A 21,225-nucleotide genomic window follows, 5' to 3' on the forward strand; every position below is an offset into this window, starting at 1 on the left:
CAGCAACTCCAGGAAGCCGGGCTCATCGCCGGATCACCTTGCCCGGGTTCATCAGCCCATGCGGGTCGAGCGCGGTTTTGATGGCGCGCATCATGGACAGCACGACGGGGCTTTTGTAGCGCAGCAGTTCCTCGGTCTTGAGCTGGCCCACGCCATGTTCGGCGGAGAAGCTGCCGCCGCAGGCCGCCGCGGCATCGTGCACGATGCGGTTGCAGGCCTCCTGGTGGCGCGCCAGAAACACCGCCGCGTCGCCCTCGATCGGTGCCTGCACGTTGTAGTGCAGGTTGCCGTCGCCCAAATGCCCGAACACCACCAGGCGCGCGCCCGGCAAAGCCTGGGTGACGAGTTCGGCCGTGCTCTCGACGAAGGCGGCCATGCGCGAAATGGGCACGGCGATGTCGTGCTTGATGTTCAACCCCTCCTGCGCCTGAGCCAGTGGAATGTGTTCGCGCAGCGCCCACATGCCTTGCGCCTGCGCCAGGCTCTGGGCCACGGCGACATCGGCCACCCTGCCCTGTTCCAGCGCCGCCCCGAGCACGGCTTCCAGCCGCGCCTGGGCATGGGTCTCGCTCTCGCTGTCCGACAGTTCCAGCAGCACGCACCAGGGCGTGCTCAGGTCCAGGGGCAGGCGCAGTCGCGGGAAATGGCGCTGCACCAGTTGCAGGCTGTGCGTGCTCATCAGCTCGAAGGCGGTCAGCCCGGCGCCCAGTGCCGCGCGTGCCTGTTGCAGCAGGTCCACGGCGTCCTGCGCGTGGGCCACCAGCGCCAGCGCGGTGCGTTGCGCCAGTGGCTGCGTGAAGAGTTGCAGGCTGGCGGCGGTGATGATGCCCAGCGTGCCTTCGGCGCCGATGAACAGGTCGCGCAAGTCGTAGCCGGTGTTGTCCTTGCGCAGCGCGCTCAGACCGCTCCAGATCTCGCCCTGCGGTGTCACCACCTCCAGCCCGAGGCAGAGCGCGCGGGCATTGCCGTAGCGCAGCACCGCGGTGCCGCCGGCATTGGTGGAGAGCACGCCGCCGATGGTGGCGCTGCCCTCTGCGGCCAGGCTCAGCGGGAACAACAGGCCAACCTGCTGCGCGGCGTCCTGCACGTTTTGCAAGACGCAGCCGGCCTCGGCCACCAGCACGCCGTCGGCCGCGGACAGGTCGCGGATGCGGTTCAGGCGCTTGAGCGAGAGCAGCAATTGCGCACCGCTGGCGTCGGGCGTGGCGCCGCCCACCAAGCCGGTGTTGCCGCCCTGGGGAACGATGGGCACGCCATGCGTGGCGCAAAGCTGCACCACCTCGGCAACCTGCGCGGTGTCGGCCGGCAGTGCCACGGCCAGCGGTTTGCCGTGGTAGCGGCCGCGCCAGTCGGTGGCATAGGGCGCAAGGTCTGCGGCGTGATCCAACACTTGGCTGGCCCCGAGCAGGGCGCGCATGGCGTCGAGGAAGCGGATGCGTTCAGGCGGGCTCATGGCCTCGTATCGGACGCGGAGGGCGAAGGGGCTGGCGCATCGACGCGACGACCAGCAGGCGCCTCGACGCGCAAATCGGCACTGGCAGCAGGAGTTTGCGCAGCCAGGGGCGTCGCTTGCGGCCTGTGCGCATGCGCCCGCAGTGTGGCGGCCATCATGCCGAAGGTGGCCAGAGCCAGCACGCATTCGGCCCAGCCGAGCATGCGCGACAGCGCCTGCGGGTCGGTCAGCCCGCGCACCACACCCTCGGTCAGGTAGAACCACACCAGCATGCTCATCCACTGGTAGGTGTAGAGCCGGCCGCGCCACATGCCGGGGGCGGCGGCCAGCAGTGGCAGCACCTTCAGTGCCAGCCACGACCCCCCGGGGCGCAGCGGCGCCCACCACAGCTCCCAGCCCAGGCACAGCGCGATGAGCGCGGCCCACAGGGTGAGGTTGGCCCGCCGCCATGCGGGGGCGGCGAAGCGGGAGTCGCTGGCCCGCGCGTCGCCTTGAAGCGTTTGCGGATTCATCGCCCGGGCCTCATGCAGGAGCACTCAGTTTGCGCGCCGCGCCCGCCAGGCGACGCCCCAGCGCAGTGGCCAGGCGCAGTTCCTCGGCGGTGGCCGCCAGGCTGGAGTCGTGCCCCGCGTGATGGCTGGCGCCGTAGGGCGTGCCGCCGCTGCGCGTGCTCATCACGTCCGGCTCGCCGGCATAAGGCAGGCCGACGATGAGCATGCCGTGATGCAGCAGCGGCAGCATCATCGACAGCAAGGTGCTTTCCTGCCCGCCGTGCAGGCTGCCGGTGGAGGTGAACACGGCGGCTGGCTTGCCCGCCAGCGCCCCCGAAAGCCACAGCGCGGAGGTCTGGTCCCAGAAATACTTCATGGGCGCGGCCATATTGCCGAAGCGCGTGGGCGAACCCAGCGCCAGGCCGACGCATTCCTCCAGGTCGGCCAACTCCACATAGGGCGGACCTTCGCGCGGAACCGGCGGTTCGGGATGCTCCACGAGCGCCGCCACGCGCGGCACGGTGCGCACCCGCGGCAGCATGCCGGGAACTTCGGCCACCCCCCGGGCCATGGCCTCGGCCAGTGCATGCGTGCCACCATGTACGCTGTAATACAGAATCAAGATTTCATGCATGCCGCAATCCTATGCGCCCCCGCTATCGACCGCCCGACATTCCCCAAAGCCTGCACTTGCTCATCAAGCGCTTTGGCCAGGAACGCCTGGCGCAGACGGCCGGCAGCCTGACGTTCACCACCCTCATCTCCATGGTGCCGCTGCTGGCGGTGGGCCTGTCGCTATTCACCGCTTTTCCCGCCTTTCATCGCATGCAGGACCACCTGCAGCAGCAGTTCGCCCACGCCTTGCTGCCGCAAGATATTGCCGAAACCGTATTCCGCTATCTCAACCAGTTCGCCGCCAAGGCCAAGGGCCTGGGCGCCGTGGGCGTGGCCGGACTGGTGTTCCTGGCCACCTCGATGATGCTGACGGTGGACAAGGCGCTCAACGCCATCTGGCGCACTGCACGCCCGCGCCCGCTCGCGCAGCGCGTGCTGCTGTACTGGGCCGGCATCACGCTGGGGCCGTTGGTGCTGGGCACCGGGCTGGCGGCGTCGGCAGCGCTGATGGCGGCGCATCGCGGCTGGTTGCACCACATTCCGGGCGGTACCGGTGTGTTGCTCACGCTGCTGTCGTGGGCCGTCATGGGTGCGGCCATCGGCGCGCTCTACCGCTTCGTGCCCAACACCGAGGTGAAGTGGCGCGATGCCCTGGCGGGAGGATTGTTCGCCGCCATCGGCTTCGACCTGGCCGGCCGCGCCTTTGCCTGGTATGTGGCCAGCGTGCCCACGTTCACCGCCGTCTACGGCACCTTCGCCACCCTGCCTATTTTTCTGATATGGATTTACTGGAGCTGGATGGTGGTGCTGCTGGGCGCGATGCTGGCCGCATTCCTGCCGCTGCTGCGGGTGCGCGCCCTGCCGCCGCAGGCCGTGGCGGGAGGCGAATTTCTTCTGGTGCTGAAGCTGCTGCGCCAGCTTGCTGCCGCGCGCAAGGCGCCCGACGTTGGCCGCGAGACCCTGGTCCTGGCCCGCAGCCTGCGCTGCGACCCGCTGCACCTGCAGCCGCTGCTGAATGCGCTCGAAGGCATCGGCTGGATCGGCCGTGTCACGCCCGATGCGCGCCATCGCTCGGTGCGCTGGGCCTTGCTGGTGGACCCGGCGCAAACCCCTGTGGCCGCCTTGGTGGACGTGCTGCTGCTGAACCACGAGGCCGCCGCCGAGTTTTCGCCCTTGCTCGGCAACATCGTCAGCGACAAGGAACGCGCGCTGATGCTGGAGCGGCTGCTGCAAGACACGCCCTGAGCGCGCATGCTGGTAGCAGATCTCGCTGACACGCAGTGCGCACCTGGGGTACGAATCTTGCCAAGCTGAAAGCGCAGCCGTAGCCCATGCGCCGGCCTCGGTCCCTTGATGATTTGCCCCGCCCTTGCTGAATTGGAGGAATCATGGACATCACCGTCTATCGCGCTGAAGCCCTTGCCCGCGAAAGCCGCACCCTGCCCGCCGCCACCTACAACCTGGCCCGCACCCTGCAAGCGCGCAGCCCCAGCGGCGTGGCCTTCGTGCCCGTGCGCTCCATGCAGGTGCTGGCCATCCTCGACGCCACCGAGTTCGTGTTTCTCGACGGCCACACCAAAAGCTGGGTGATGCTCGCCTGGCAGGGCTTCCTCGCCCATGAACGCAGCGCTCTGGACGCGCCGGTGCCGTTCGAGTCCGTGTGCTACGAAGACAGCGGCGTCGAAGCCATGCGCCGCCTGCCGCGCGAACTCCATCTCGCGCTGCAGGACCTGGCCGCGAAACAGCGCATCGACGGGCCGGCGAAGGTGCTGAATTTCCATGCGCGTCGCCGTGGAGACGAGCGTCCGGCACCTCCCGACGGAGCCTGACCGCTCAAGCAGCGTTCCAACGCGCGCTTGCCGCACACGGCGGCGGCCTCACTCGTCGTCGCCCAACTCCGCGTCCCACCCCTCATCCTTGGCGCGGGTGATGGCCGCGGCGTAGATGCGGGCGTGGCGCTCGGCGAGCTCGGGCGGCAGGCTGCTGGGGAGGTTGCCGTACCGGTCCCACTCCTTGTCGACCTTGCCCATCAGCGCCTGCATCTGACCGAGATCCCAGCCGCCACAGTCCTGCGTGTCGGGGATGAAGCCGAACAGCCGCGCATCCAGCACGACCCGTCCGAGTTGGGTGATGCCGTGTTTGTCCCGATCGAGGCCGACGTATTTGTCCATGGGTCCGTTGTTGAAATCCGCGAAAGGCGCGAACGAGCGCGAAGGATAGAACACTCCCCATTCCGGGCTCCTGAAGGCTTGGGGAAGGAGCAAGGCCATGCTATGGATTGTCTTCGCGTCGTTCTGGTCGAGGTTTGGATCTGCCGATTACCGTGTCAGCCCCGCGTAGAGCAGCGGGAGTTTCTCCGGCAGGCGCTGCACGTGGTCGACGACCATGAAATTGTTCTGGCCGAAGATGCGCGCCACGTATTGGTCGGCGCGCGGGTCCAGGCTCATGCAGTAGGTGACGACGCCATGTTTGGCCACGTCCTCCACCGCCTTCTTTGTGTCGGAGCGCAGGTATTGCGGGTCGCGCACGTCGATGTCGGCGGGCTCGCCGTCGGTGATGACGAGCAGCAGTTTTTTCGCGGACTTCTGCAGTTGCAGATGGTGCCCGGCATGGCGGATGGCCGCGCCCATGCGGGTGGAGAGCTGGCCGGTCATGCCCGCCAGGCGCGCCTTGGGTTCTTCGTTCCAGTGCTGGTCGAAGTCCTTGAAGCGCAGGTACTGCACGTCGTGCCGGCCGTCGGAGCAGAAACCGTGGATGGCAAAGGGGTCGCCCACCTTGCTGATGGCGTCGGCCAGCAGCACGCAGGCCTGGCGCGTGAGGTCGAGCACGGAATAGTCCTGGCCCGCCACCTTGTCGTTGGTGGACTCGGACAGGTCGAGCAGCACCAGGATGGAGAAGTCGCGCACTTTGCGCACGCTGCGCATCATGATGCGCGGGTCGGGCTGCTGGCCCAGGCGCATGTCGATGAAGCTGGCGATGGCGGCGTTGATGTCGATCTCGTCGCCATCTTCGAGCTTGCGGATGCGCTGCACGCCCTGCGGCTGCATGGCGTCGAGCAGGAACTTCATGCGGTGGATTTCGCGCTTGTACTGCGTGGTGATGGCGTCGATCGCGGCCAGGTCGCCCAGCTTGCCGCGCCGCTCCAGCACCGTGGCCCAGGCCGGGCGTTCGAGCTGGATCTGGTAGTCCCATTCCGAGTAATGGAAGGGTTCGGAAACCGGCTCCTTGCCCTCCATCTCGTTGAAGCTCTTGCCCATGTCTTCGTAGGGGAAGAGCTCGGTGTCGAGCACCCATATTTCCTCGGCGTCGTCGCCGGCGTTCTCGACGTCGATCTCATTCGCCATGTCCATCACGCTGACATGCTTGCGCACCTGCTTGACGGACTCATAGCCGGCATTGGCGGCCTTGTTGAAATCGAATTCCTCGAACTCCCAGAAGTAGCGGTTGTCATCGCGGTAGGGGGCGGTGAGCAGGTCGTTGCGGGCGTTGAAGGGGATGCGTTTGTCGGCTTGCAGCTTGTGTGCGAGGGTGACGCCGATGTCCCACGACAACTGGTTGTCGTGCAGGCGGTCGCGGGCCTGCGTGAACAGCGCGCGGCCCTCGGCGACCCACGGGTCAGCGTCTGCATAGCTGTCGTCCAGCAGGGCGCGGGCGAGGCGGTTGAGATAGTCGCCGACGGTGGCCGCCATCTCCGGCGTGGCCGTGTGCAGTTGGGCCCACATTTGCTTCAGGCCGGGGAAGCGGCGGATGGAGAGGGCTTCCACCCGCGCATCTTCAATGACGGAAATCACCGCCATCTGGTAGGGGTTCAGCGCCTCGGCGGAAATGGGCGTTCGGGTCTCCACCACATGCGCGGCGCAATGCGCGGCGGCGGCGCGGTACAGCTCCAGGCCGGGCACGCCGCCGTGGTCGTCGTAGGCGTCGGGCAGGTGCAGCAGATAGTCTTCGATATAGGGCTTGTAGCCCTCGCGGTTCTCGAAGTCGCCCGAGGTGGGGCACATGAAAAAGTCCCGCCCCCACAGCGCGCGCAAATACATATTGATGCGCCGCTGCACGTCCACCAGCAGCGTGCCCTTGCGCTCTTTTTGCAGCATGGCGAGCGATTCCTTGCTCTCCAGGCTGAAGTACTGGATCTGCGCCTCGTAGTCGGTGCGATGCGCGTGCGCGCCCCACAGCGCCCAGCGGCGCAGGCCGCCCAGGGTGAGCTGCTGGAACAGCACATCGATCTTGCCCAGCATCGGCCGCACGCCGCGCGGGGCCTGGGCGATGAGGGTGTTGATGAACTGCAGATACTTGCTGAACAGCTCGGCATCGCCCAGACGGTTGGCCGCGGTCGGGGCGGTGGCGAGCAGCAGTTCGATCACCGCGCCCGATGTTTTGGAGGCCAGTGTGAGCGCCGCCGTGGCCAGTTCGCCAACCACGTCCTCGCCCACTTCCTTGGCCACCAGCGGGGCGTTGTCGATCCAGTTCTCCACCAGCGAATCGCCCTTGCCGAGGCCATGCAGCGCACCCGCGCCCTTGAGGTAGTTGTCCAGCCCGCGCGGGCTCAGCACCTTGGTGGCGTCGGGCCAGGCGGACTTGAGCACGGTCTGGGTGTGCTCGGACAAATCTTCGAGGTAATCGGCGTAGTCGTCGAGATTGATGGCCATGGGTCATGCCTCCGCGTTGAAGAACACCGCCATCAGAAGAACGTGCTCACCGCTGCATCCAGCGCGTCGCGCATGTCGGGGTCGTCGGTGATGGGGCGGACCAGCGCCACGCGGCAGGCGGACTTGGGATCGACGCTTTTGGCGATGAGGCTGCCGGCGTAAATCAGCATGCGGGTGGACAGGCCTTCGTCCAGGCCATGGCCCTTGAGGTTGCGGCTGCGCTCGGCGATGGACACCAGCTTCTCGGCAACGTCCGTGGCGACGCCGGATTCGTGGACGACGATCTCGCTTTCGATGGCGTGCTCGGGATAGGTGAAGTCCAGGCCGCCGAAGCGCTGCTTGGTCGACTGCTTCAAATCCTTCATCAGGCTCTGGTAGCCGGGGTTGTAGGAGATGACGATCTGGAAATCCGGGTGTGCATGCACCAGCTCGCCCTTCTTCTCCAGCGGCAGCACGCGGCGGTTGTCGGTCAGGGGGTGGATGACCACGGTGGTGTCCTGCCGCGCTTCGACCACTTCGTCGAGATAGCAGATGGCGCCGTGGCGCGCGGCAATGGCCAACGGGCCATCCTGCCAGCGCGTGCCCTGGGCGTCGAGCAGGAAGCGGCCCACCAGGTCGGAGGCGGTCATGTCCTCGTTGCAAGCCACGGTGATGAGCGGCCTGCCCAGTTTCCATGCCATGTATTCGACGAAGCGGGTCTTGCCGCAGCCGGTGGGGCCCTTGAGCATCATGGGCATGCGCACCGAATAGGCCGCCTCGAACAAGGCCACCTCGTCGGCGACGGGGCGGTAATACGGTTCCTTGGTGATGCGGTATTGGTCGATGATGTTGTCGTTCATCTTGGCTCCTTGCATGGGACGTTTTGATTGATCCACGAATGGCGCGAGCACCATGTGACGGCGCAACGGCCTGTTGACGCGCCATGCGTGGACAAACCATTCGCGGGCAAACAAAAGCCCCCCGCGCCCGATTGCGGGCGACGGGGGGCTCGGTACGGGTCACCCGTCGCAGCTTAGACCGTCTTGCCGCGGAAGATCACCATCGACGTGCCTTGGGACTGATTGAAGTTGTTGTAACCAATCAGACGCACATGGTTGTCGGGGTTGGCCTTGTGGCAGGCTTCGGCTTCGGCCAGGACCTTGTCCACGTCGGTTTCGCCGAACATCGGCAGCTTCCACATATACCAGTAGGAGTCCATCAGGTATTGCGGCTCGATGTGCTCGATGGCCGGGTTCCAGCCTTTTTTCACCAAATACTCGACCTGCTTCTTGATGCTGGCCGCGTTCATCGCGGGCAGGTAGGAGAAGGTCTCGAACTTGCGGCTGGCGGGGTCGCTCAGGCGGCTTTTGTAATCCATCACTTCAGACATTTGATTTCCTTTGAGGTGTTAGGGGACAGGGCATCGGGCGGACGCGGACTTGCCAGGACTGGATCGAGGCAGCCCCGCACCGTGCCATCGCGATGCCTGAGACCCGATTACTTGTGGGCGACGTCCAGCTTGTCCACGGTGTCGAACTCGAACTTGATCTCTTTCCACGTTTCCATGGCGATCTTCAGTTCCGGGCTGTGGGCAGCGGCAGCCGCGAGAATCTCCTTGCCTTCCTTCTCGATGGCGCGGCCCTGGTTGCGGGCTTCCACGCAGGCTTCCAGCGCGACGCGGTTGGCCGCGGCGCCGGCAGCATTGCCCCAAGGGTGGCCGAGCGTGCCGCCACCGAACTGCAGCACCGAGTCGTCACCGAAGATGCTCACCAGTGCAGGCATGTGCCAGACGTGGATGCCACCGGACGCCACCGGCATCACGCCCGGCATGGAACCCCAGTCCTGATCGAAGAAGATGCCGCGCGAACGGTCTTCCTTGATGAACTCGTCGCGCATGATGTCGATCCAGCCCAGGGTCGCATCGCGGTCGCCTTCGAGCTTGCCGACCACGGTACCGGAGTGCAGATGGTCGCCGCCCGACAGACGCAGACACTTGGTCAGCACGCGGAAGTGGATGCCGTGGTGCGGGTTGCGGTCCAGCACGGCGTGCATCGCGCGGTGGATGTGCAGCAGCATGCCGTTGTCGCGGCACCAGTTGGCCAGGCCCGTGTTGGCGGTAAAGCCACCGGTGAGGTAGTCGTGCATGATGATGGGCGCGCCGATTTCCTTGGCGAACTCGGCACGCTTGTACATCTCTTCCGGCGTGGGGGCGGTCACGTTCAGGTAGTGGCCCTTGCGCTCGCCGGTCTCACGCTCGGCCTTGAGGGTGGCTTCGTGCACGAAGGAAAAACGGTCGCGCCAACGCATGAACGGCTGGCTGTTGACGTTCTCGTCATCCTTGGTGAAGTCGAGCCCCCCGCGCAGGCACTCGTACACGGCGCGACCATAGTTCTTGGCCGACAGGCCCAGCTTGGGCTTGATGGTGCAACCCAGCAGCGGACGGCCGTACTTGTTCATCTTGTCGCGCTCGACCTGGATGCCGTTGGGCGGACCGCCGCAGGTCTTGACGTAGGCGATGGGGAAGCGCACGTCTTCCAGGCGCAGCGCGCGCAGGGCCTTGAAACCGAACACGTTGCCCACCAGCGAGGTCAGCACGTTGACCACGGAGCCTTCTTCGAACAGGTCGATCGGGTAGGCCACGAAGGCGTAGAAGCAGGTGTCGTCGCCGGGAACGTCTTCGATGGCGTAGGCGCGTCCCTTGTAGTAGTCCAGGTCGGTCAACAGGTCGGTCCACACCGTGGTCCAGGTGCCGGTGGACGACTCGGCGGCGACGGCGGCAGCCACTTCCTCACGGTCCACGCCAGCTTGCGGCGTGATCTTGAAGCACGCCAGGAGGTCGGTGTCTTTCGGGGTGTAATCGGAGGTCCAATACGTTTGCCGATATTCCTTCACACCGGCGTTATAGGTTTTCGTGGCCATTAAAAACTCCTTGCAAGATTGAGACGAAAGCCTTCCCGACACGTGTGAGATGGCATGGTGCCCGGACGAGCAAACGAACTGTAGTCGGCTTTGGCGGCAAAAAATAATTGTTTTTACACTGCGTTATCATAGATACCAATCTATGTTGAATATTGCATCGCAGCATCCCTATCTATGCGACACGCCACCCTGCGCCAGTTCAAAGTGTTCGAGTCCATTGCTCGCCTGCGCAGCGTCACGCGCGCCGCCGAGGAACTGCACCTGACCCAGCCCACGGTGTCCATCCAGCTCAAGCAGCTGTCCGAAATCGTCGGCCTGCCGCTGCTGGAACAGGTGGGCAAAAAGCTGTACCTGACCGATGCGGGGCAGGAGCTGTTGAAGGTCTGCCAGACCATGTTCGACAACCTGGCCCGGTTCGAGATGGTCGTGTCCGACTTCAAAGGCACGAAGGCCGGGCGGCTGCGCCTGTCGGTCATCACCACCGCGCAGTACTTCATTCCCCGCCTGCTCGGGCGCTTTTTCGAGCGCTACCCCGGCATCGAGGTCTCACTGGAAGTCACCAACCGCGGCAAGGTGCTGCAGCGCCTGAGCGACAACGCCGACGATCTGTACGTGCTGGGCCAGCCGCCCGAGCACATGGATGTGCGCGCCGAAGCGTTTCTCGACAACCCGCTGGTGGTGGTGGCGCCGCACGAGCACCCGCTGGCACTGGAGCGCAACATCACCCTGCCCCGTTTGGCGCAAGAGTTCTTCCTCATTCGCGAGCCCGGTTCGGGCACAAGGCTGGCGGCCGAAAATCACTTCAAGGATCACGGCCTGGCGCTCAAAGTGCGCATGGAACTCGGCAGCAACGAAGCCATCAAGCTGGCCGTGGCGGGCGGTTTGGGGCTTGCGGTGCTTTCCGCCCATACCTTGGCGCTGGAGAAGAACAGCGACGAGATCACGGTGCTGGACGTGCAGGGCTTCCCCATTCGCCGCCAGTGGTATGTGCTGCGCCCGGCCGACAAGCAGCTTTCCGTGGTGGCGCAAACCTTCCTGGATTTCATGCTCACCGAAAGTCAGGCCATGGCACGAAGCTACCTGCCGCAGATTCCCGCCTTCATGCCGCCCGCATCTGGAATCAAAGTGAAGGCGCCGTCAAAGTCCAAGCCGCAACGGTCGCCCTAGGCGGTCGTTGCGCAAAGCACTGACCACAAAGCGCGGCTTCAGCCCGTCTGGCGCAAGCCGTGCAGTGCGTGGGCGTATTGCGTGGTCACTTTGTGCGGCTCGCGCACATTGAACCCCAGGTCGCGCAGCAGGCCGTCCTTCAAGCCATAGACGCAGGCATGCACCGTCAGTCGCTGGTTTCGCCCCCAGGCATCCTGCAGCACGGTGCTGCGGCACACGTTGTGCGCCTGCTCCAGGGCGTTGAGTTCGCACAGCCGGTCGTGCCGGGCCTGCGCGTCGGGCAGGCTGTCGAGCAAGGCCAGGTGGCGCTCCATCACGTCACCCACATGGCCCAGCCAATTGTCGGCCAGGCCCACCCGCGTGTTGTCCAGCACCGCCCGGATGCCCGAGCAGCCGTAATGCCCCACCACCAGGATGTGTTCCACATGCAGAATGTCGACCGCGAACTGCAGCGTGGACAGGGCGTTGAGGTCCGAATGCGGCACCACATTGGCCACGTTGCGATGCACGAACACCTCACCCGGCGCCAGGTCGATGACCTCGTTGGCAGGAACCCGTGAATCCGAACAACCCACCCAGAAATACTTGGGCGCCTGCTGCTGTGCCAGAGATTGGAAAAAGCCCGGCTTGCTGCTGTTGGTTCGCTCCACCCAGCGCTGGTTGTTGTCGAACAGCAGGGCGTAGTCGGGGTCTTGGGATGATGGCATGGCTAGGGCTTGTGCGGTCGCACCAGCGCGGGCTCGCGCTGGCAGTGAACATCCTAGCCCAGGCCGACTCCCTGGAATTGCACCGGATTTACAGCGCCAGTCGCCCGCTCAGGGTCTGCCACCACATCACCCAGTCGCCCATCAAACTGTAGACGGGCCGCTTGAATGAAGCCGGGCGGTTGTGCTCGAAAAAATAATGACCGACCCAGGCGAAGCCGTAGCCGCAAACCACGCCGGCCAGCAGCCACCAAGGGTTGCCGGTGAACACCAGGAAGAACAGGCAGATCAGCGCAAGTGTGGAGCCGGTGAAATGCAGCCGCCGGCACACCGGGTTGCGGTGCTCGGCCAGGTAGAGCGGATAGAACTCGGCGAAGGTCTTGCACTGCGCCAAGCGCGCAGGGTTGGGTGCGGCGATGGGGCCGTTGGCTTGATGACGGGCACGCATGACAAGCTTCCTCCATCAGGACTGCGGGCGGGATGCCCACGACAAGCATAGGCCGAAACGGGCGAATCGCATGGCCGGATGCCGGTTGCACAGCGTCATGCCGCGATGCAAAGCCGCTGCCGTGCAGCGCGGTATTCCTGGCCGAGCTTGGCCACGAGTTCGGCTGCCGGCAAGACGCGGTCGATGGCGCCGATGCCCTGGCCGCAGCCCCAGATGTCTTTCCACGCCTTGGCACCACCGATGGCCGATGCGAAATCCATCTTGCTCGGGTCGCCCTCCGGCAAGTGGTCGGGGTCCATGCCCGCGGCGACAATCGAGCCGCGCAGATAGTTGCCGTGAATGCCGGTGAAAAGGTTGGAGTAGACGATGTCTTGGGCGCTGCTGCCCACGATCATTTGCTTGTAGGCATCCGGCGCCCGCGCCTCCTCGGTGGCGATGAAGGCGCTGCCGACATAAGCCAGATCGGCCCCCATGGCCTGCGCCGCCAGCACCGCGTCGCCACCGGCGATGGCCCCCGCGAGCACCAGCGGACCGTCGAACCACGCCCGCGTTTCCTGCACCAGGGCGAAGGGCGATTGCACGCCCGCATGCCCGCCCGCGCCGGTGGCCACGAGGATGAGCCCGTCCGCTCCCTTCTCGATGGCCTTGTGCGCGAAGGCCTGGTTGATGACGTCGTGCAGCACGATGCCGCCCCAGGCATGCACGCCCTGGTTCACCTCGGGCCGCGCACCCAGCGAGGTGATGACGATGGGCACGCGGTACTTGGCGCAGGCCATCATGTCGTGCTCCAGCCGGTCGTTGCTGCGGTGGACGATCTGGTTCACCGCGAACGGCGCGGCGGGCTGGTCCGGATGGGCCTTGTCCCACGCTGCCAGCGCCTCGGTGATCTCGGCCAGCCACTCATCGAGTTGCGAGGCGGGCCGGGCGTTGAGCGCCGGAAAGCTGCCGACGATGCCGGCCGTGCACTGCGCAATCACCAGCTTGGGGTTGGAGATGATGAACAGCGGCGAACCGATGACCGGTAGGCGAAGCGTGGATAAACCGGTGGGCAGCGCCATGGTCAGAACGCCTCCACAGGCAAGGCCATCACGCTGTCCGCGCCCTGCAGCACCGCGTCTCGCAGCGCGCCGCAGCGCGGCAGGATGTGGGCGCAATAGAAGGCTGCCGTGCTGCGCTTGGCTTGGGCAAAAGCGGCATCTTCACCCGGCAGATGGGCCGTGGCCAGCCAGCTTTGCGCCAGTTGCCAGCCCGCCATCAAAATGCCCGCCAGCATGAGATACGCCACGCTGCCCGCGTAGGCGGCATTGGGATTGGACTTGCCGTTGGCAGCGATGAAGTGGACAACCTGCTCGTAGGCCGCGCGTGCGGTGGCGAGTTGCGCGGCCATGGCGCTGGCCTGGGCGTCGCCCGTGGCCTTGAGCGCTTCTTCGGTCTGCCCCACGCGGCGCGCGAAGTTCAGCGCCAACGCGCCGGCATCGCGCACGGTTTTGCGCCCCACCAGGTCGTTGGCCTGAATCGCCGTGGTGCCTTCGTAAATGGTGAGGATGCGCGCATCGCGGTAAAACTGGGCCGCACCGGTTTCCTCGATGAAGCCCATGCCGCCATGCACCTGCACCCCGAGGCTGGCCACCTCGATGCTCATTTCGGTGGAGAAGCCCTTGACCAGCGGCACGAGGAATTCATACGCGGCCTCGTGCGCGGCACGTTGGTGCGCGTCGGCGTGGGCGCGGCCCACGTCGTGCAGGCTGGCGGCCATCAGGGCCAGCGCGCGCGCGCCTTCGATGAGGGCGCGCATGGTCATGAGCATGCGGCGCACGTCCGGGTGATGGATGATGGCGACGGACTGCGCCGCGCTGCCATCCACCGGGCGCGACTGCACGCGGTCTTTCGCATAAGCCGCTGCCTTTTGATAGGCGCGCTCCGCCACCGCGATGCCTTGCAGGCCCACGGCGTAGCGCGCGGCGTTCATCATGATGAACATGTATTCCAGACCGCGATTGGCCTCGCCGATCAACTCCCCCACTGCCCCCTCGCCCACCGCGCCCTTGCCGTCGCCAAACACCAGCACGGCGGTCGGGCTGGCCTTGATGCCCAGCTTGTGTTCGATGGAGGCGCACCACACGTCGTTGCGCCGCCCGTCAGCAATCACCTTGGGCACGATGAACAACGAAATGCCTTTGACCCCAGCAGGGGCGTCGGGCAGGCGGGCAAGCACCAGATGGACGATGTTCTCGGCCATGTCGTGCTCGCCATAGGTGATGTAGATCTTCTGGCCGAAGAGGCGGTAGCTGCCGTCGCCCTGCGGTTCGGCGCGGGTGCGCACCAGCGCAAGGTCGGAGCCTGCCTGTGGCTCGGTCAGGTTCATGGTGCCGGTCCACTCGCCGGAAATCAACTTCGGGATGTAGCGCTGTTTTTGCTCGTCCGAACCCGCAGTGAGCAGGGCTTCGATCGCACCGTCGGACAACAACGGGCAGAGCGCGAAGCTCAGATTGGCGCTGTTGAGCATTTCGGTGCAGGCCGCGGAAATGCTCTTGGGCAGGCCCTGGCCGCTGAACTCCGCCGGATGCTGCAAGCCTTGCCAGCCGCCCTCGGCGAACTGCTTGAACGCCTGCTTGAAGCCCGGCGTGGTGGTCACCACGCCGTCCTTCCATGTGCTGGGCTGCAAGTCGCCCGCGCGGTTCAACGGCGCGACCACATCCTGGTTGAACCTGGCGCACTCCTCCAGCACGGCACGGGCGGTGTCGGGCGTGGCGTCCTCGAAGCCGGGCAGTTTGGCGATGGAATCAAGGCCCGCGAGATGTTCGAGGTCGAACATCATGTCGCGGACGGGGGCGGTGTAGCTCATGCGAGTCTCCGGCTTGGGGCGTAGTTTTGGTGGGGCCATCTGTGCGGCCTCTGCTGTTCGTGAACGCGCTTGATGCGTCAAATTTGCTTGACCATTTCCGGCACGGCGGTGAACAGATCGGCCACCAGGCCGTAGTCGGCCACGCCGAAAATCGGCGCCTCTTCATCCTTGTTGATGGCGACGATGACCTTGCTGTCCTTCATCCCCGCCAGATGCTGGATGGCCCCGGAAATGCCGACCGCGACATAGAGCTGAGGAGCGACGATCTTGCCGGTCTGCCCCACCTGCCAGTCGTTGGGCGCATAGCCCGCGTCCACCGCGGCGCGGCTGGCGCCCAGCGCGGCGCCGAGCTTGTCGGCCAGCGGGGTCATCACCGCCTCGAAGTTTTCCTTGCTGCCCAGGCCGCGGCCGCCGGAGACGATGATCTTCGCGGCGGTGAGTTCGGGCCGCTCGCTCTTGGTGGTTTCGCGCCCGACCAGGCTGGACAGGCCGGTGTCGGCCACCACGGCAATGCTGTCGACCGCGGCGCTACCGCCGGTGGCGGCGACCGGGTCGAAGCCGGTGGTGCGCACGGTGATGACCAGGGTCTTGTCGGCGCTCTGCACCGTGGCGATGGCGTTGCCGGCGTAGATCGGGCGGTCGAAGGTGTCGGGACCGAGCACATGGATGATGTCGGACACCTGCGCCACGTCGAGCAGGGCGGCCACGCGCGGCGCGACGTTCTTGCCGAAGGCGGTGGCGGGGGCGAGGATGTGGCTGTAGGCGGGGGCGAGTGCCAGCACCTGCGCCGCGGCGTTCTCGCCCAGGCCGGCGCCGAGGTGCGGCGCGTCGGCGCACAGCACCTTGGCCACGCCCGCGGCTTGTGCGGCGGCCTGCGCCACCGCGGCGCAGCCTTCGCCCGCGACGAGCACATGCACCTGCGGGTCGCACAGCAGCGCCGCGGCGATGGTGTTGAGGGTGGAGGGCTTGAGAACGTGGTTATCGTGTTCGGCAATGACGAGTGCGGTCATGGAAAATTCTCGATGGGATGGCGGGCCGATGGAGGGTGTGCCAGTGCGTTGCGCGCCGTGGGGTGCGCCGCAAAGGGCCGATCAGATGACCTTGGCTTCGGTCTTCAGGCGGGCGACCAGCGTGGCCACGTCGGGCACTTTCACCCCGGCACCGCGCTTGGGCGGCTCCACCACCTTGAGGGTTTTCAGGCGCGGCGCCACGTCCACGCCCAACTCACCCGGCTTGAGGGTGTCGATCTGCTTTTTCTTCGCCTTCATGATGTTGGGCAGGGTGACGTAGCGCGGCTCGTTCAGGCGCAGGTCGGTGGTGATGACGGCGGGCAGCTTCACAGCAATGGTCTCCAGACCGCCGTCGACTTCGCGCGTGACGTTCGCCTCGGTCGCGCCCAGTTCCACCTTGGAGGCGAAGGTGGCTTGCGACCAGCCCAGCAGGGCGGCGAGCATCTGCCCGGTCTGGTTGCTGTCGTCGTCGATGGCCTGTTTGCCGAGGATGACGAGCTGCGCGCCTTCCCGGGTCGTCACGGCTTTGAGCAGCTTGGCCACGGCCAGCGGCTGCAGTTCGGTGTCGCTCTCCACCAGCACGCCGCGGTCGGCGCCGATGGCCATGGCCGTGCGCAGGGTCTCGCCGCAGGCGGCAAGGCCGCAACTCACGGCAATGATTTCGCTGGCCACGCCCTTCTCCTTCAGGCGCACCGCTTCTTCCACGGCAATCTCGTCGAAGGGGTTCATGCTCATCTTCACTCCCGCGGTGTCGATGCCGCTGCCATCCGTTTTGACCCGCACCTTGACGTTGTAATCGACCACGCGCTTGACCGCGACCAGCACTTTCATTCAAGACTCCTGAGGAATGGGAACAACGGTTTCCGAGTATAGGCAGCGCCATTCAGAGCCAAGTGGGCTCACGGCAAATAACCCAAAAAAATCGAACGACCGTTCTTTTTTCTAGTGTATCGGCCTGTGGATACCGAATCAAGCCCCTTGCACGGGCCGAATGGGGTTGTTGTCCGGGGACGAAGGCTCGGCCGGCTCCGGAGCCGGGGGCCGATCCGGCTTTTGTCCCGGGCCCCAATGCAGCACCCGCTGCGGGAAGGGAAGCTCCACGTTGGCGGCTCTGAGCGCGCGCCAGACCGCCAGGTTCACGGCACCACGGATATTGAGGGTGCCGTTCTCGGGATCGGCAATCCAGTAGCCGATGGTGATCTCCAGCCCGTCGCTGCCGAAGTTGCTGAGCACGGCGTTGGGAGCCGGGTCGTGCAGCACGCGGGCGACCGAGATGGCCGTCTCGCGAATAAGGGGGAGCACGACGTCCAGGTCGCTGGCATAGCCCACCGAGACGGTGGTGGACATCCACACATTGGGGTCGGTGTACGACAGGTTTTCGATGCGGTTGGAGATCAGCATCTCGTTGGGCACGATGGACTCGGTGCCGCCGCTGCTGCGCACCACGGTGTAGCGGGTCTTGATGTCCAGGATCTTGCCCTGGAAGGTGTCCAGGCGCACGTTGTCGCCGACCCGCAAACTGCGCTCGAGGAGGATGACGAAGCCCGAAACGTAGTTGGCCGCGATGCGCTGCAGGCCCAGCCCCAGGCCCACGCCCAGGGCGCCGCCGAACACGCCCAGCACGGTGAGGTCGATGCCCACCATCTGCAGCGCCACCAGCAAGGCAACGGTGAAGATGGCGGCGCGAATCAGGCGCGACAGCACCAGACGCAGATTGATTTCCAGCGGCGACGCCAGCAACCTGCTTTCCAGCAGCGACGACACCCACAAGGCCAGGACCAGCGTGATGGCGATGGAGGCGATGCCTCGCATCAGCGTCCAGCCGGTGAGGCGCTGGTTGCCGAGATGAAAGGAAAAGGCGTCCAGCGCCTCGATGATTTCCGGCAGCGCGCCGCTCAGGTAGAGGAACAGCCCCAGCCACGCCAGCCAGCTCAGGCCGCGCACCAGGAAGCGGATGGGTTCGCTGCCTGGAAACGCGCGTTGCGAAGCCCGGGCTGCAACCCGCACCAGCAGCCACACGGCCAGCGCTGGCAGCGCCAGCTTGAGCAAGGGCGCGTTGCGCAGCATGGGCGTGGCGTGGCGCGCAAACTGCAGCGACAGCAGCGCGATGATCGGCATGCCCACACCGTCGCCCAGCGCCGCGCGCAACGCAGCCTTCCAGGTGGCGGCCGCCATCAGGCGACGCTCCAGCCACATGCCTGCGACCAGCCCCAGAAGCAGGGCACCCGCAATCAGCAGCAGCTGCCAGCGCAGCTGCGCCCAGGGATGGTGGAGGACGGCGAGAAGCAGGGGGGATTCCATGGATGCGTGCGGCTAGGCCAAAGCCGCATGCTATCGGCAGCAAGCGCCGCACGTCTGCCACTTGTGCGTCGACCCGGGAGCGCCGTCTCAAGGCTGGGCGCACTTCCTGAACCGGCCTCAATGCCCACCGCGCCACGCCGGTGCGCGTTTGTCGATGAAGGCCTGCACGCCTTCCAGCGCCTCTTCGGTCATGAAGTTGCACGTCATGGTCTGGCCCGCCAGCTGGTAGGCGCTGGCAATGCCCATTTCGATCTGGCGATAAAACTGCGCCTTGCCCATGGCGATGGCCGAAGCCGGCTTGGCCAGAATGCTCTGCACCAGCTTCTCCACCTCGGCGTCCAGCGCCTCGGGAGCGGCCACGCGGTTCACCAGCCCCCATCGCAGCGCGGTTGCGGCGTCGATGAAGTCGCCGGTCAGCAGCATCTCCATGGCCACCTTGCGCGGCACATTGCGCGCCAGCGGCACGCTGGGGGTGGAGCAGAACAAGCCGACGTTGATGCCCGAGACGGCAAAGCGCGCATCGCTTGCTGCCACCGCCAAATCGCACTGCGCCACGAGCTGGCAGCCGGCCGCGGTGGCAATGCCGTGCACCCGGGCGATGACCGGCTGCGGCAGCGCGAGCAGGCCGAGCATGACCTTGCTGCAGCGCTCGAACAGATCGCTGCTTTTCTCGGCGCTCGGCTCGGCGCGCATTTCCTTCAGGTCGTGCCCGGCGCAGAACGCGCGGCCCGCGCCCTGGATGATGACGACGCGCGCGGACGAATCGCCCTGCAGCGCGTCGATCTCGGCCTGCAGCGCGCCCAGCAGCGCGTCCGACAGGGCGTTGAAGGCCTGCGGCCGGTTGAGGGTGAGCGTCACCACGCCGCGCGCGTCGCGGGTGTTGAGCACCAGAGGGGGTTGGGCTTGCAGTACGGCATTCATGACGGTCTCCTTGATCGTTGCTTGAATTTTCAGTGTCGTCGCGGACTTCGCGCTCACCGATCGATGGCGCTGCGCGAGCGGGCCCGCTCGCGCAGCGCGAATTTCTGGATCTTGCCGGTGGAGGTCTTGGGCACCTCGCCGAACACCACCTTGCGCGGCACCTTGAAACCGGCCAGATGGAGTTTGCAAAAGGCCATGATGTCCTCGGCCGTGGCCTGCGCGCCAGGCTTGCGTTCGATGAAGGCGCAAGGCGTCTCGCCCCATTTCACATCGGGCATGGCGACCACCGCCGCCACCATCACCGCCGGATGACGATACAGCACATCTTCCACCTCGATGCTGGAGATGTTTTCGCCGCCGGAGATGATGATGTCCTTGCTGCGGTCCTTGATCTTGATGTAGCCGTCCGGGTCGACCACCGCCAGGTCGCCGGTGTGGAACCAGCCGCCGCGAAAGGCCTCGGCCGTGGCCTGCGGGTTGCCCAGATAGCCCTTCATCATGATGTTGCCCTTGAACATGACCTCCCCCATCGTCTGGCCGTCGTGCGGCACCTCGTCCAGGGTGTCGGCGTCGCGCACCGTGGCGCCGTCCTGCAGGTGGTAGCGCACGCCCTGGCGCGCGTTCAGGCGGGCACGCTCGGACAGCGGCAGCGCATCCCAGTCGGCCTGCTTGGCGCAGACCGTGGCCGGGCCGTAGACCTCGGTGAGGCCATACACATGGGTGAGCTCGAAGCCCATCGCCTCCAGGCCCTCGATCATCGCGGCCGGCGGCGCGGCACCCGCCACCATCGCCCGCACCTTTTGCGCGATGCCCGCTTTCATCTCCGCCGGGGCGTTCACCAGCAGGCCGTGGACGATGGGCGCGCCGCAGTAATGCGTCACGCCCTCGCCGCGCATGCGCTCGAAAATCGCCTGCGCCTCGACCCGGCGCAGGCAGACGTTGATGCCGGCGCGCGCCGCCACCGTCCATGGAAAACACCAGCCGTTGCAATGGAACATCGGCAGGGTCCAGAGGTACACCGGGTGGCGCGGCATGTCCCATTCCAGGATGTTGGAGACCGCGTTGACATAGGCGCCGCGGTGCGAATAGACCACGCCTTTGGGTTTGCCGGTGGTGCCCGAGGTGTAGTTCAGGGCGATGGACTCCCACTCGTGCGTCGCACCCGGCAAGGCGTCAGCGGGGTCGCCCTCGGCCAGCAGCGCGTCGTAGTCCAGGCTGCCGATGGACTCGCCCCGCGCGACGAATTCGGGATCGGGAACGTCCACCACCAGCGGCGCCGGCAGCCCCTGCGCCACGGCCAGGTCCACCGCGCGGCGCATCACGCCGGTCAACTCGGCATCCACCAGCACCGCCTTGGCGCCGCCATGCAGCAGCATGTAGGCCAAGGCTTCGGCATCCAGCCTGGTGTTCAACGCGTTGAGCACCAGGCCGGCCAGCGGCACACCGAAATGCGCCTCCACCATGGCCGGCACATTGGGCAGCATCACCGCCACCACGTCGCCACGTTGCAAGCCGCGCCGCACCAGGCTGGACGCCAGGCGGCGGCAGCGCTCGCGCGTTTGCCCCCAGGTGCGGCGCAGCGCGCCGTGGGCGATGGCGATGCGCTGCGGGTACAGGTCGGCGGCGCGGTCGAGAAAAATCAGGGGTGTGAGCGGCGCGTGGTTGGCCGCGTTGGGCACGAGGTCGGTGTCGTTCATGCGGGTCTCCGTTAGGGCCATGTTGC

20 protein-coding genes are annotated in these 21,225 nt (G+C 66.1%); 3 read left to right on the forward strand and 17 right to left on the reverse strand.

The genetic code is table 11. The annotated features are described in order from the left end of the window. Window positions 1-22: 22 nt before the first annotated feature. From THIX_RS11520 to wrbA, 3 genes are read right to left on the reverse strand one after another with little or no spacing between them, the layout of a single operon-like run. Entirely contained in the window at window positions 23-1,453 is a 1,431-nt protein-coding gene (locus THIX_RS11520) for an FAD-binding oxidoreductase (protein ID WP_112486351.1), read from the reverse strand. Then, window positions 1,450-1,965, reverse strand: a complete 516-nt coding sequence (locus tag THIX_RS11525) for a DUF2069 domain-containing protein (protein WP_112486352.1) — start codon at window positions 1,963-1,965, stop codon at window positions 1,450-1,452. Before THIX_RS11525 ends, THIX_RS11520 begins: the two co-directional genes overlap by 4 nt. A 10-nt stretch (window positions 1,966-1,975) precedes the next feature. Then, on the reverse strand, window positions 1,976-2,578 hold the full coding sequence (gene wrbA / locus THIX_RS11530; protein ID WP_112486353.1) for an NAD(P)H:quinone oxidoreductase: 603 nt from the start codon (window positions 2,576-2,578) through the stop codon (window positions 1,976-1,978). Between the two features lie 11 nt (window positions 2,579-2,589). On the opposite strand from wrbA, the gene THIX_RS11535 reads away from it, so the two are divergent. Beyond that, window positions 2,590-3,804 (forward strand): YihY family inner membrane protein, encoded by a 1,215-nt coding sequence (locus THIX_RS11535; protein ID WP_112486354.1) that lies wholly within the window; start codon window positions 2,590-2,592, stop codon window positions 3,802-3,804. A gap of 143 nt (window positions 3,805-3,947) precedes the next feature. Beyond that, the gene (locus THIX_RS11540; protein ID WP_112486355.1) at window positions 3,948-4,388 is read left to right on the forward strand and encodes a hypothetical protein; all 441 of its coding nucleotides are present in this window, start codon (window positions 3,948-3,950) and stop codon (window positions 4,386-4,388) included. A 48-nt stretch (window positions 4,389-4,436) separates the two neighbouring features. Here the strand turns inward: THIX_RS11540 and THIX_RS11545 are convergent, their stop codons facing one another. The 5 genes from THIX_RS11545 to THIX_RS11565 form a co-directional block, all read right to left on the reverse strand. Further along, complete coding sequence (locus THIX_RS11545) at window positions 4,437-4,730, reverse strand: hypothetical protein (protein ID WP_112488324.1); 294 nt, start codon at window positions 4,728-4,730, stop codon at window positions 4,437-4,439. A gap of 147 nt (window positions 4,731-4,877) precedes the next feature. Further along, window positions 4,878-7,208 carry a nitric oxide reductase activation protein NorD gene (locus tag THIX_RS11550; RefSeq protein ID WP_112486356.1) on the reverse strand — a complete coding sequence of 777 codons (2,331 nt, stop codon included), beginning with the start codon at window positions 7,206-7,208 and terminating at the stop codon, window positions 4,878-4,880. A 32-nt stretch (window positions 7,209-7,240) separates the two neighbouring features. Then, entirely contained in the window at window positions 7,241-8,047 is an 807-nt protein-coding gene (locus THIX_RS11555) for a CbbQ/NirQ/NorQ/GpvN family protein (RefSeq protein WP_112488325.1), read from the reverse strand. A 173-nt stretch (window positions 8,048-8,220) separates the two neighbouring features. Then, window positions 8,221-8,577: a ribulose bisphosphate carboxylase small subunit gene (locus THIX_RS11560; protein WP_112486357.1), complete on the reverse strand. Its 357-nt coding sequence runs from the start codon at window positions 8,575-8,577 to the stop codon at window positions 8,221-8,223. 107 nt (window positions 8,578-8,684) lie between these two features. Then, a complete protein-coding gene (locus tag THIX_RS11565) occupies window positions 8,685-10,106 on the reverse strand; it encodes a form I ribulose bisphosphate carboxylase large subunit (RefSeq protein WP_112486358.1) in 1,422 nt (473 codons plus the stop codon). 174 nt (window positions 10,107-10,280) lie between these two features. Here THIX_RS11565 and THIX_RS11570 point away from each other — a divergent pair, with 174 nt between their 5' ends. After that, the gene (locus tag THIX_RS11570; RefSeq protein ID WP_112486359.1) at window positions 10,281-11,273 is read left to right on the forward strand and encodes a LysR family transcriptional regulator; all 993 of its coding nucleotides are present in this window, start codon (window positions 10,281-10,283) and stop codon (window positions 11,271-11,273) included. Window positions 11,274-11,311: 38 nt separating this feature from the next. Here THIX_RS11570 and can read toward each other — a convergent pair whose 3' ends face one another. The 9 genes from can to THIX_RS11615 form a co-directional block, all read right to left on the reverse strand. Then, window positions 11,312-11,980, reverse strand: a complete 669-nt coding sequence (gene can / locus THIX_RS11575; protein ID WP_112486360.1) for a carbonate dehydratase — start codon at window positions 11,978-11,980, stop codon at window positions 11,312-11,314. 88 nt (window positions 11,981-12,068) lie between these two features. Next, window positions 12,069-12,425 carry a DUF962 domain-containing protein gene (locus tag THIX_RS11580; protein ID WP_112486361.1) on the reverse strand — a complete coding sequence of 119 codons (357 nt, stop codon included), beginning with the start codon at window positions 12,423-12,425 and terminating at the stop codon, window positions 12,069-12,071. 95 nt (window positions 12,426-12,520) lie between these two features. Further along, complete coding sequence (locus tag THIX_RS11585) at window positions 12,521-13,483, reverse strand: nitronate monooxygenase family protein (protein ID WP_112486362.1); 963 nt, start codon at window positions 13,481-13,483, stop codon at window positions 12,521-12,523. A gap of 2 nt (window positions 13,484-13,485) precedes the next feature. Beyond that, window positions 13,486-15,270, reverse strand: coding sequence for an acyl-CoA dehydrogenase (locus THIX_RS11590; protein WP_112486363.1), 1,785 nt, complete (start codon window positions 15,268-15,270; stop codon window positions 13,486-13,488). 77 nt (window positions 15,271-15,347) lie between these two features. Then, window positions 15,348-16,280: an electron transfer flavoprotein subunit alpha/FixB family protein gene (locus THIX_RS11595; RefSeq protein WP_112486364.1), complete on the reverse strand. Its 933-nt coding sequence runs from the start codon at window positions 16,278-16,280 to the stop codon at window positions 15,348-15,350. Between the two features lie 81 nt (window positions 16,281-16,361). After that, entirely contained in the window at window positions 16,362-17,111 is a 750-nt protein-coding gene (locus tag THIX_RS11600) for an electron transfer flavoprotein subunit beta/FixA family protein (RefSeq protein ID WP_112486365.1), read from the reverse strand. A gap of 138 nt (window positions 17,112-17,249) precedes the next feature. Beyond that, window positions 17,250-18,581: a mechanosensitive ion channel family protein gene (locus THIX_RS11605; protein WP_112486366.1), complete on the reverse strand. Its 1,332-nt coding sequence runs from the start codon at window positions 18,579-18,581 to the stop codon at window positions 17,250-17,252. A gap of 117 nt (window positions 18,582-18,698) precedes the next feature. Further along, window positions 18,699-19,502: an enoyl-CoA hydratase gene (locus THIX_RS11610; protein ID WP_112486367.1), complete on the reverse strand. Its 804-nt coding sequence runs from the start codon at window positions 19,500-19,502 to the stop codon at window positions 18,699-18,701. Between the two features lie 53 nt (window positions 19,503-19,555). Beyond that, window positions 19,556-21,199 (reverse strand): acyl-CoA synthetase, encoded by a 1,644-nt coding sequence (locus THIX_RS11615; RefSeq protein WP_112486368.1) that lies wholly within the window; start codon window positions 21,197-21,199, stop codon window positions 19,556-19,558. Between the last annotated feature and the right edge of the window lie 26 nt (window positions 21,200-21,225).

Source organism: Thiomonas sp. X19, from assembly GCF_900089495.1.
GTDB lineage: Bacteria > Pseudomonadota > Gammaproteobacteria > Burkholderiales > Burkholderiaceae_C > Thiomonas_A.

Excerpts from the sequence above, each read along its gene's own strand:
- THIX_RS11520 (WP_112486351.1), bottom strand. The coding sequence starts at position 1,453 with ATGAGCCCGCCTGAACGCATCCGCTTCCTCGACGCCATGCGCGCCCTG.
- THIX_RS11525 (WP_112486352.1), bottom strand. The coding sequence starts at position 1,965 with ATGAATCCGCAAACGCTTCAAGGCGACGCGCGGGCCAGCGACTCCCGC.
- wrbA (WP_112486353.1), bottom strand. The coding sequence starts at position 2,578 with ATGCATGAAATCTTGATTCTGTATTACAGCGTACATGGTGGCACGCAT.
- THIX_RS11535 (WP_112486354.1), top strand. The coding sequence starts at position 2,590 with ATGCGCCCCCGCTATCGACCGCCCGACATTCCCCAAAGCCTGCACTTG.
- THIX_RS11540 (WP_112486355.1), top strand. The coding sequence starts at position 3,948 with ATGGACATCACCGTCTATCGCGCTGAAGCCCTTGCCCGCGAAAGCCGC.
- THIX_RS11545 (WP_112488324.1), bottom strand. The coding sequence starts at position 4,730 with ATGGACAAATACGTCGGCCTCGATCGGGACAAACACGGCATCACCCAA.
- THIX_RS11550 (WP_112486356.1), bottom strand. The coding sequence starts at position 7,208 with ATGGCCATCAATCTCGACGACTACGCCGATTACCTCGAAGATTTGTCC.
- THIX_RS11555 (WP_112488325.1), bottom strand. The coding sequence starts at position 8,047 with ATGAACGACAACATCATCGACCAATACCGCATCACCAAGGAACCGTAT.
- THIX_RS11560 (WP_112486357.1), bottom strand. The coding sequence starts at position 8,577 with ATGTCTGAAGTGATGGATTACAAAAGCCGCCTGAGCGACCCCGCCAGC.
- THIX_RS11565 (WP_112486358.1), bottom strand. The coding sequence starts at position 10,106 with ATGGCCACGAAAACCTATAACGCCGGTGTGAAGGAATATCGGCAAACG.
- THIX_RS11570 (WP_112486359.1), top strand. The coding sequence starts at position 10,281 with ATGCGACACGCCACCCTGCGCCAGTTCAAAGTGTTCGAGTCCATTGCT.
- can (WP_112486360.1), bottom strand. The coding sequence starts at position 11,980 with ATGCCATCATCCCAAGACCCCGACTACGCCCTGCTGTTCGACAACAAC.
- THIX_RS11580 (WP_112486361.1), bottom strand. The coding sequence starts at position 12,425 with ATGCGTGCCCGTCATCAAGCCAACGGCCCCATCGCCGCACCCAACCCT.
- THIX_RS11585 (WP_112486362.1), bottom strand. The coding sequence starts at position 13,483 with ATGGCGCTGCCCACCGGTTTATCCACGCTTCGCCTACCGGTCATCGGT.
- THIX_RS11590 (WP_112486363.1), bottom strand. The coding sequence starts at position 15,270 with ATGAGCTACACCGCCCCCGTCCGCGACATGATGTTCGACCTCGAACAT.
- THIX_RS11595 (WP_112486364.1), bottom strand. The coding sequence starts at position 16,280 with ATGACCGCACTCGTCATTGCCGAACACGATAACCACGTTCTCAAGCCC.
- THIX_RS11600 (WP_112486365.1), bottom strand. The coding sequence starts at position 17,111 with ATGAAAGTGCTGGTCGCGGTCAAGCGCGTGGTCGATTACAACGTCAAG.
- THIX_RS11605 (WP_112486366.1), bottom strand. The coding sequence starts at position 18,581 with ATGGAATCCCCCCTGCTTCTCGCCGTCCTCCACCATCCCTGGGCGCAG.
- THIX_RS11610 (WP_112486367.1), bottom strand. The coding sequence starts at position 19,502 with ATGAATGCCGTACTGCAAGCCCAACCCCCTCTGGTGCTCAACACCCGC.
- THIX_RS11615 (WP_112486368.1), bottom strand. The coding sequence starts at position 21,199 with ATGAACGACACCGACCTCGTGCCCAACGCGGCCAACCACGCGCCGCTC.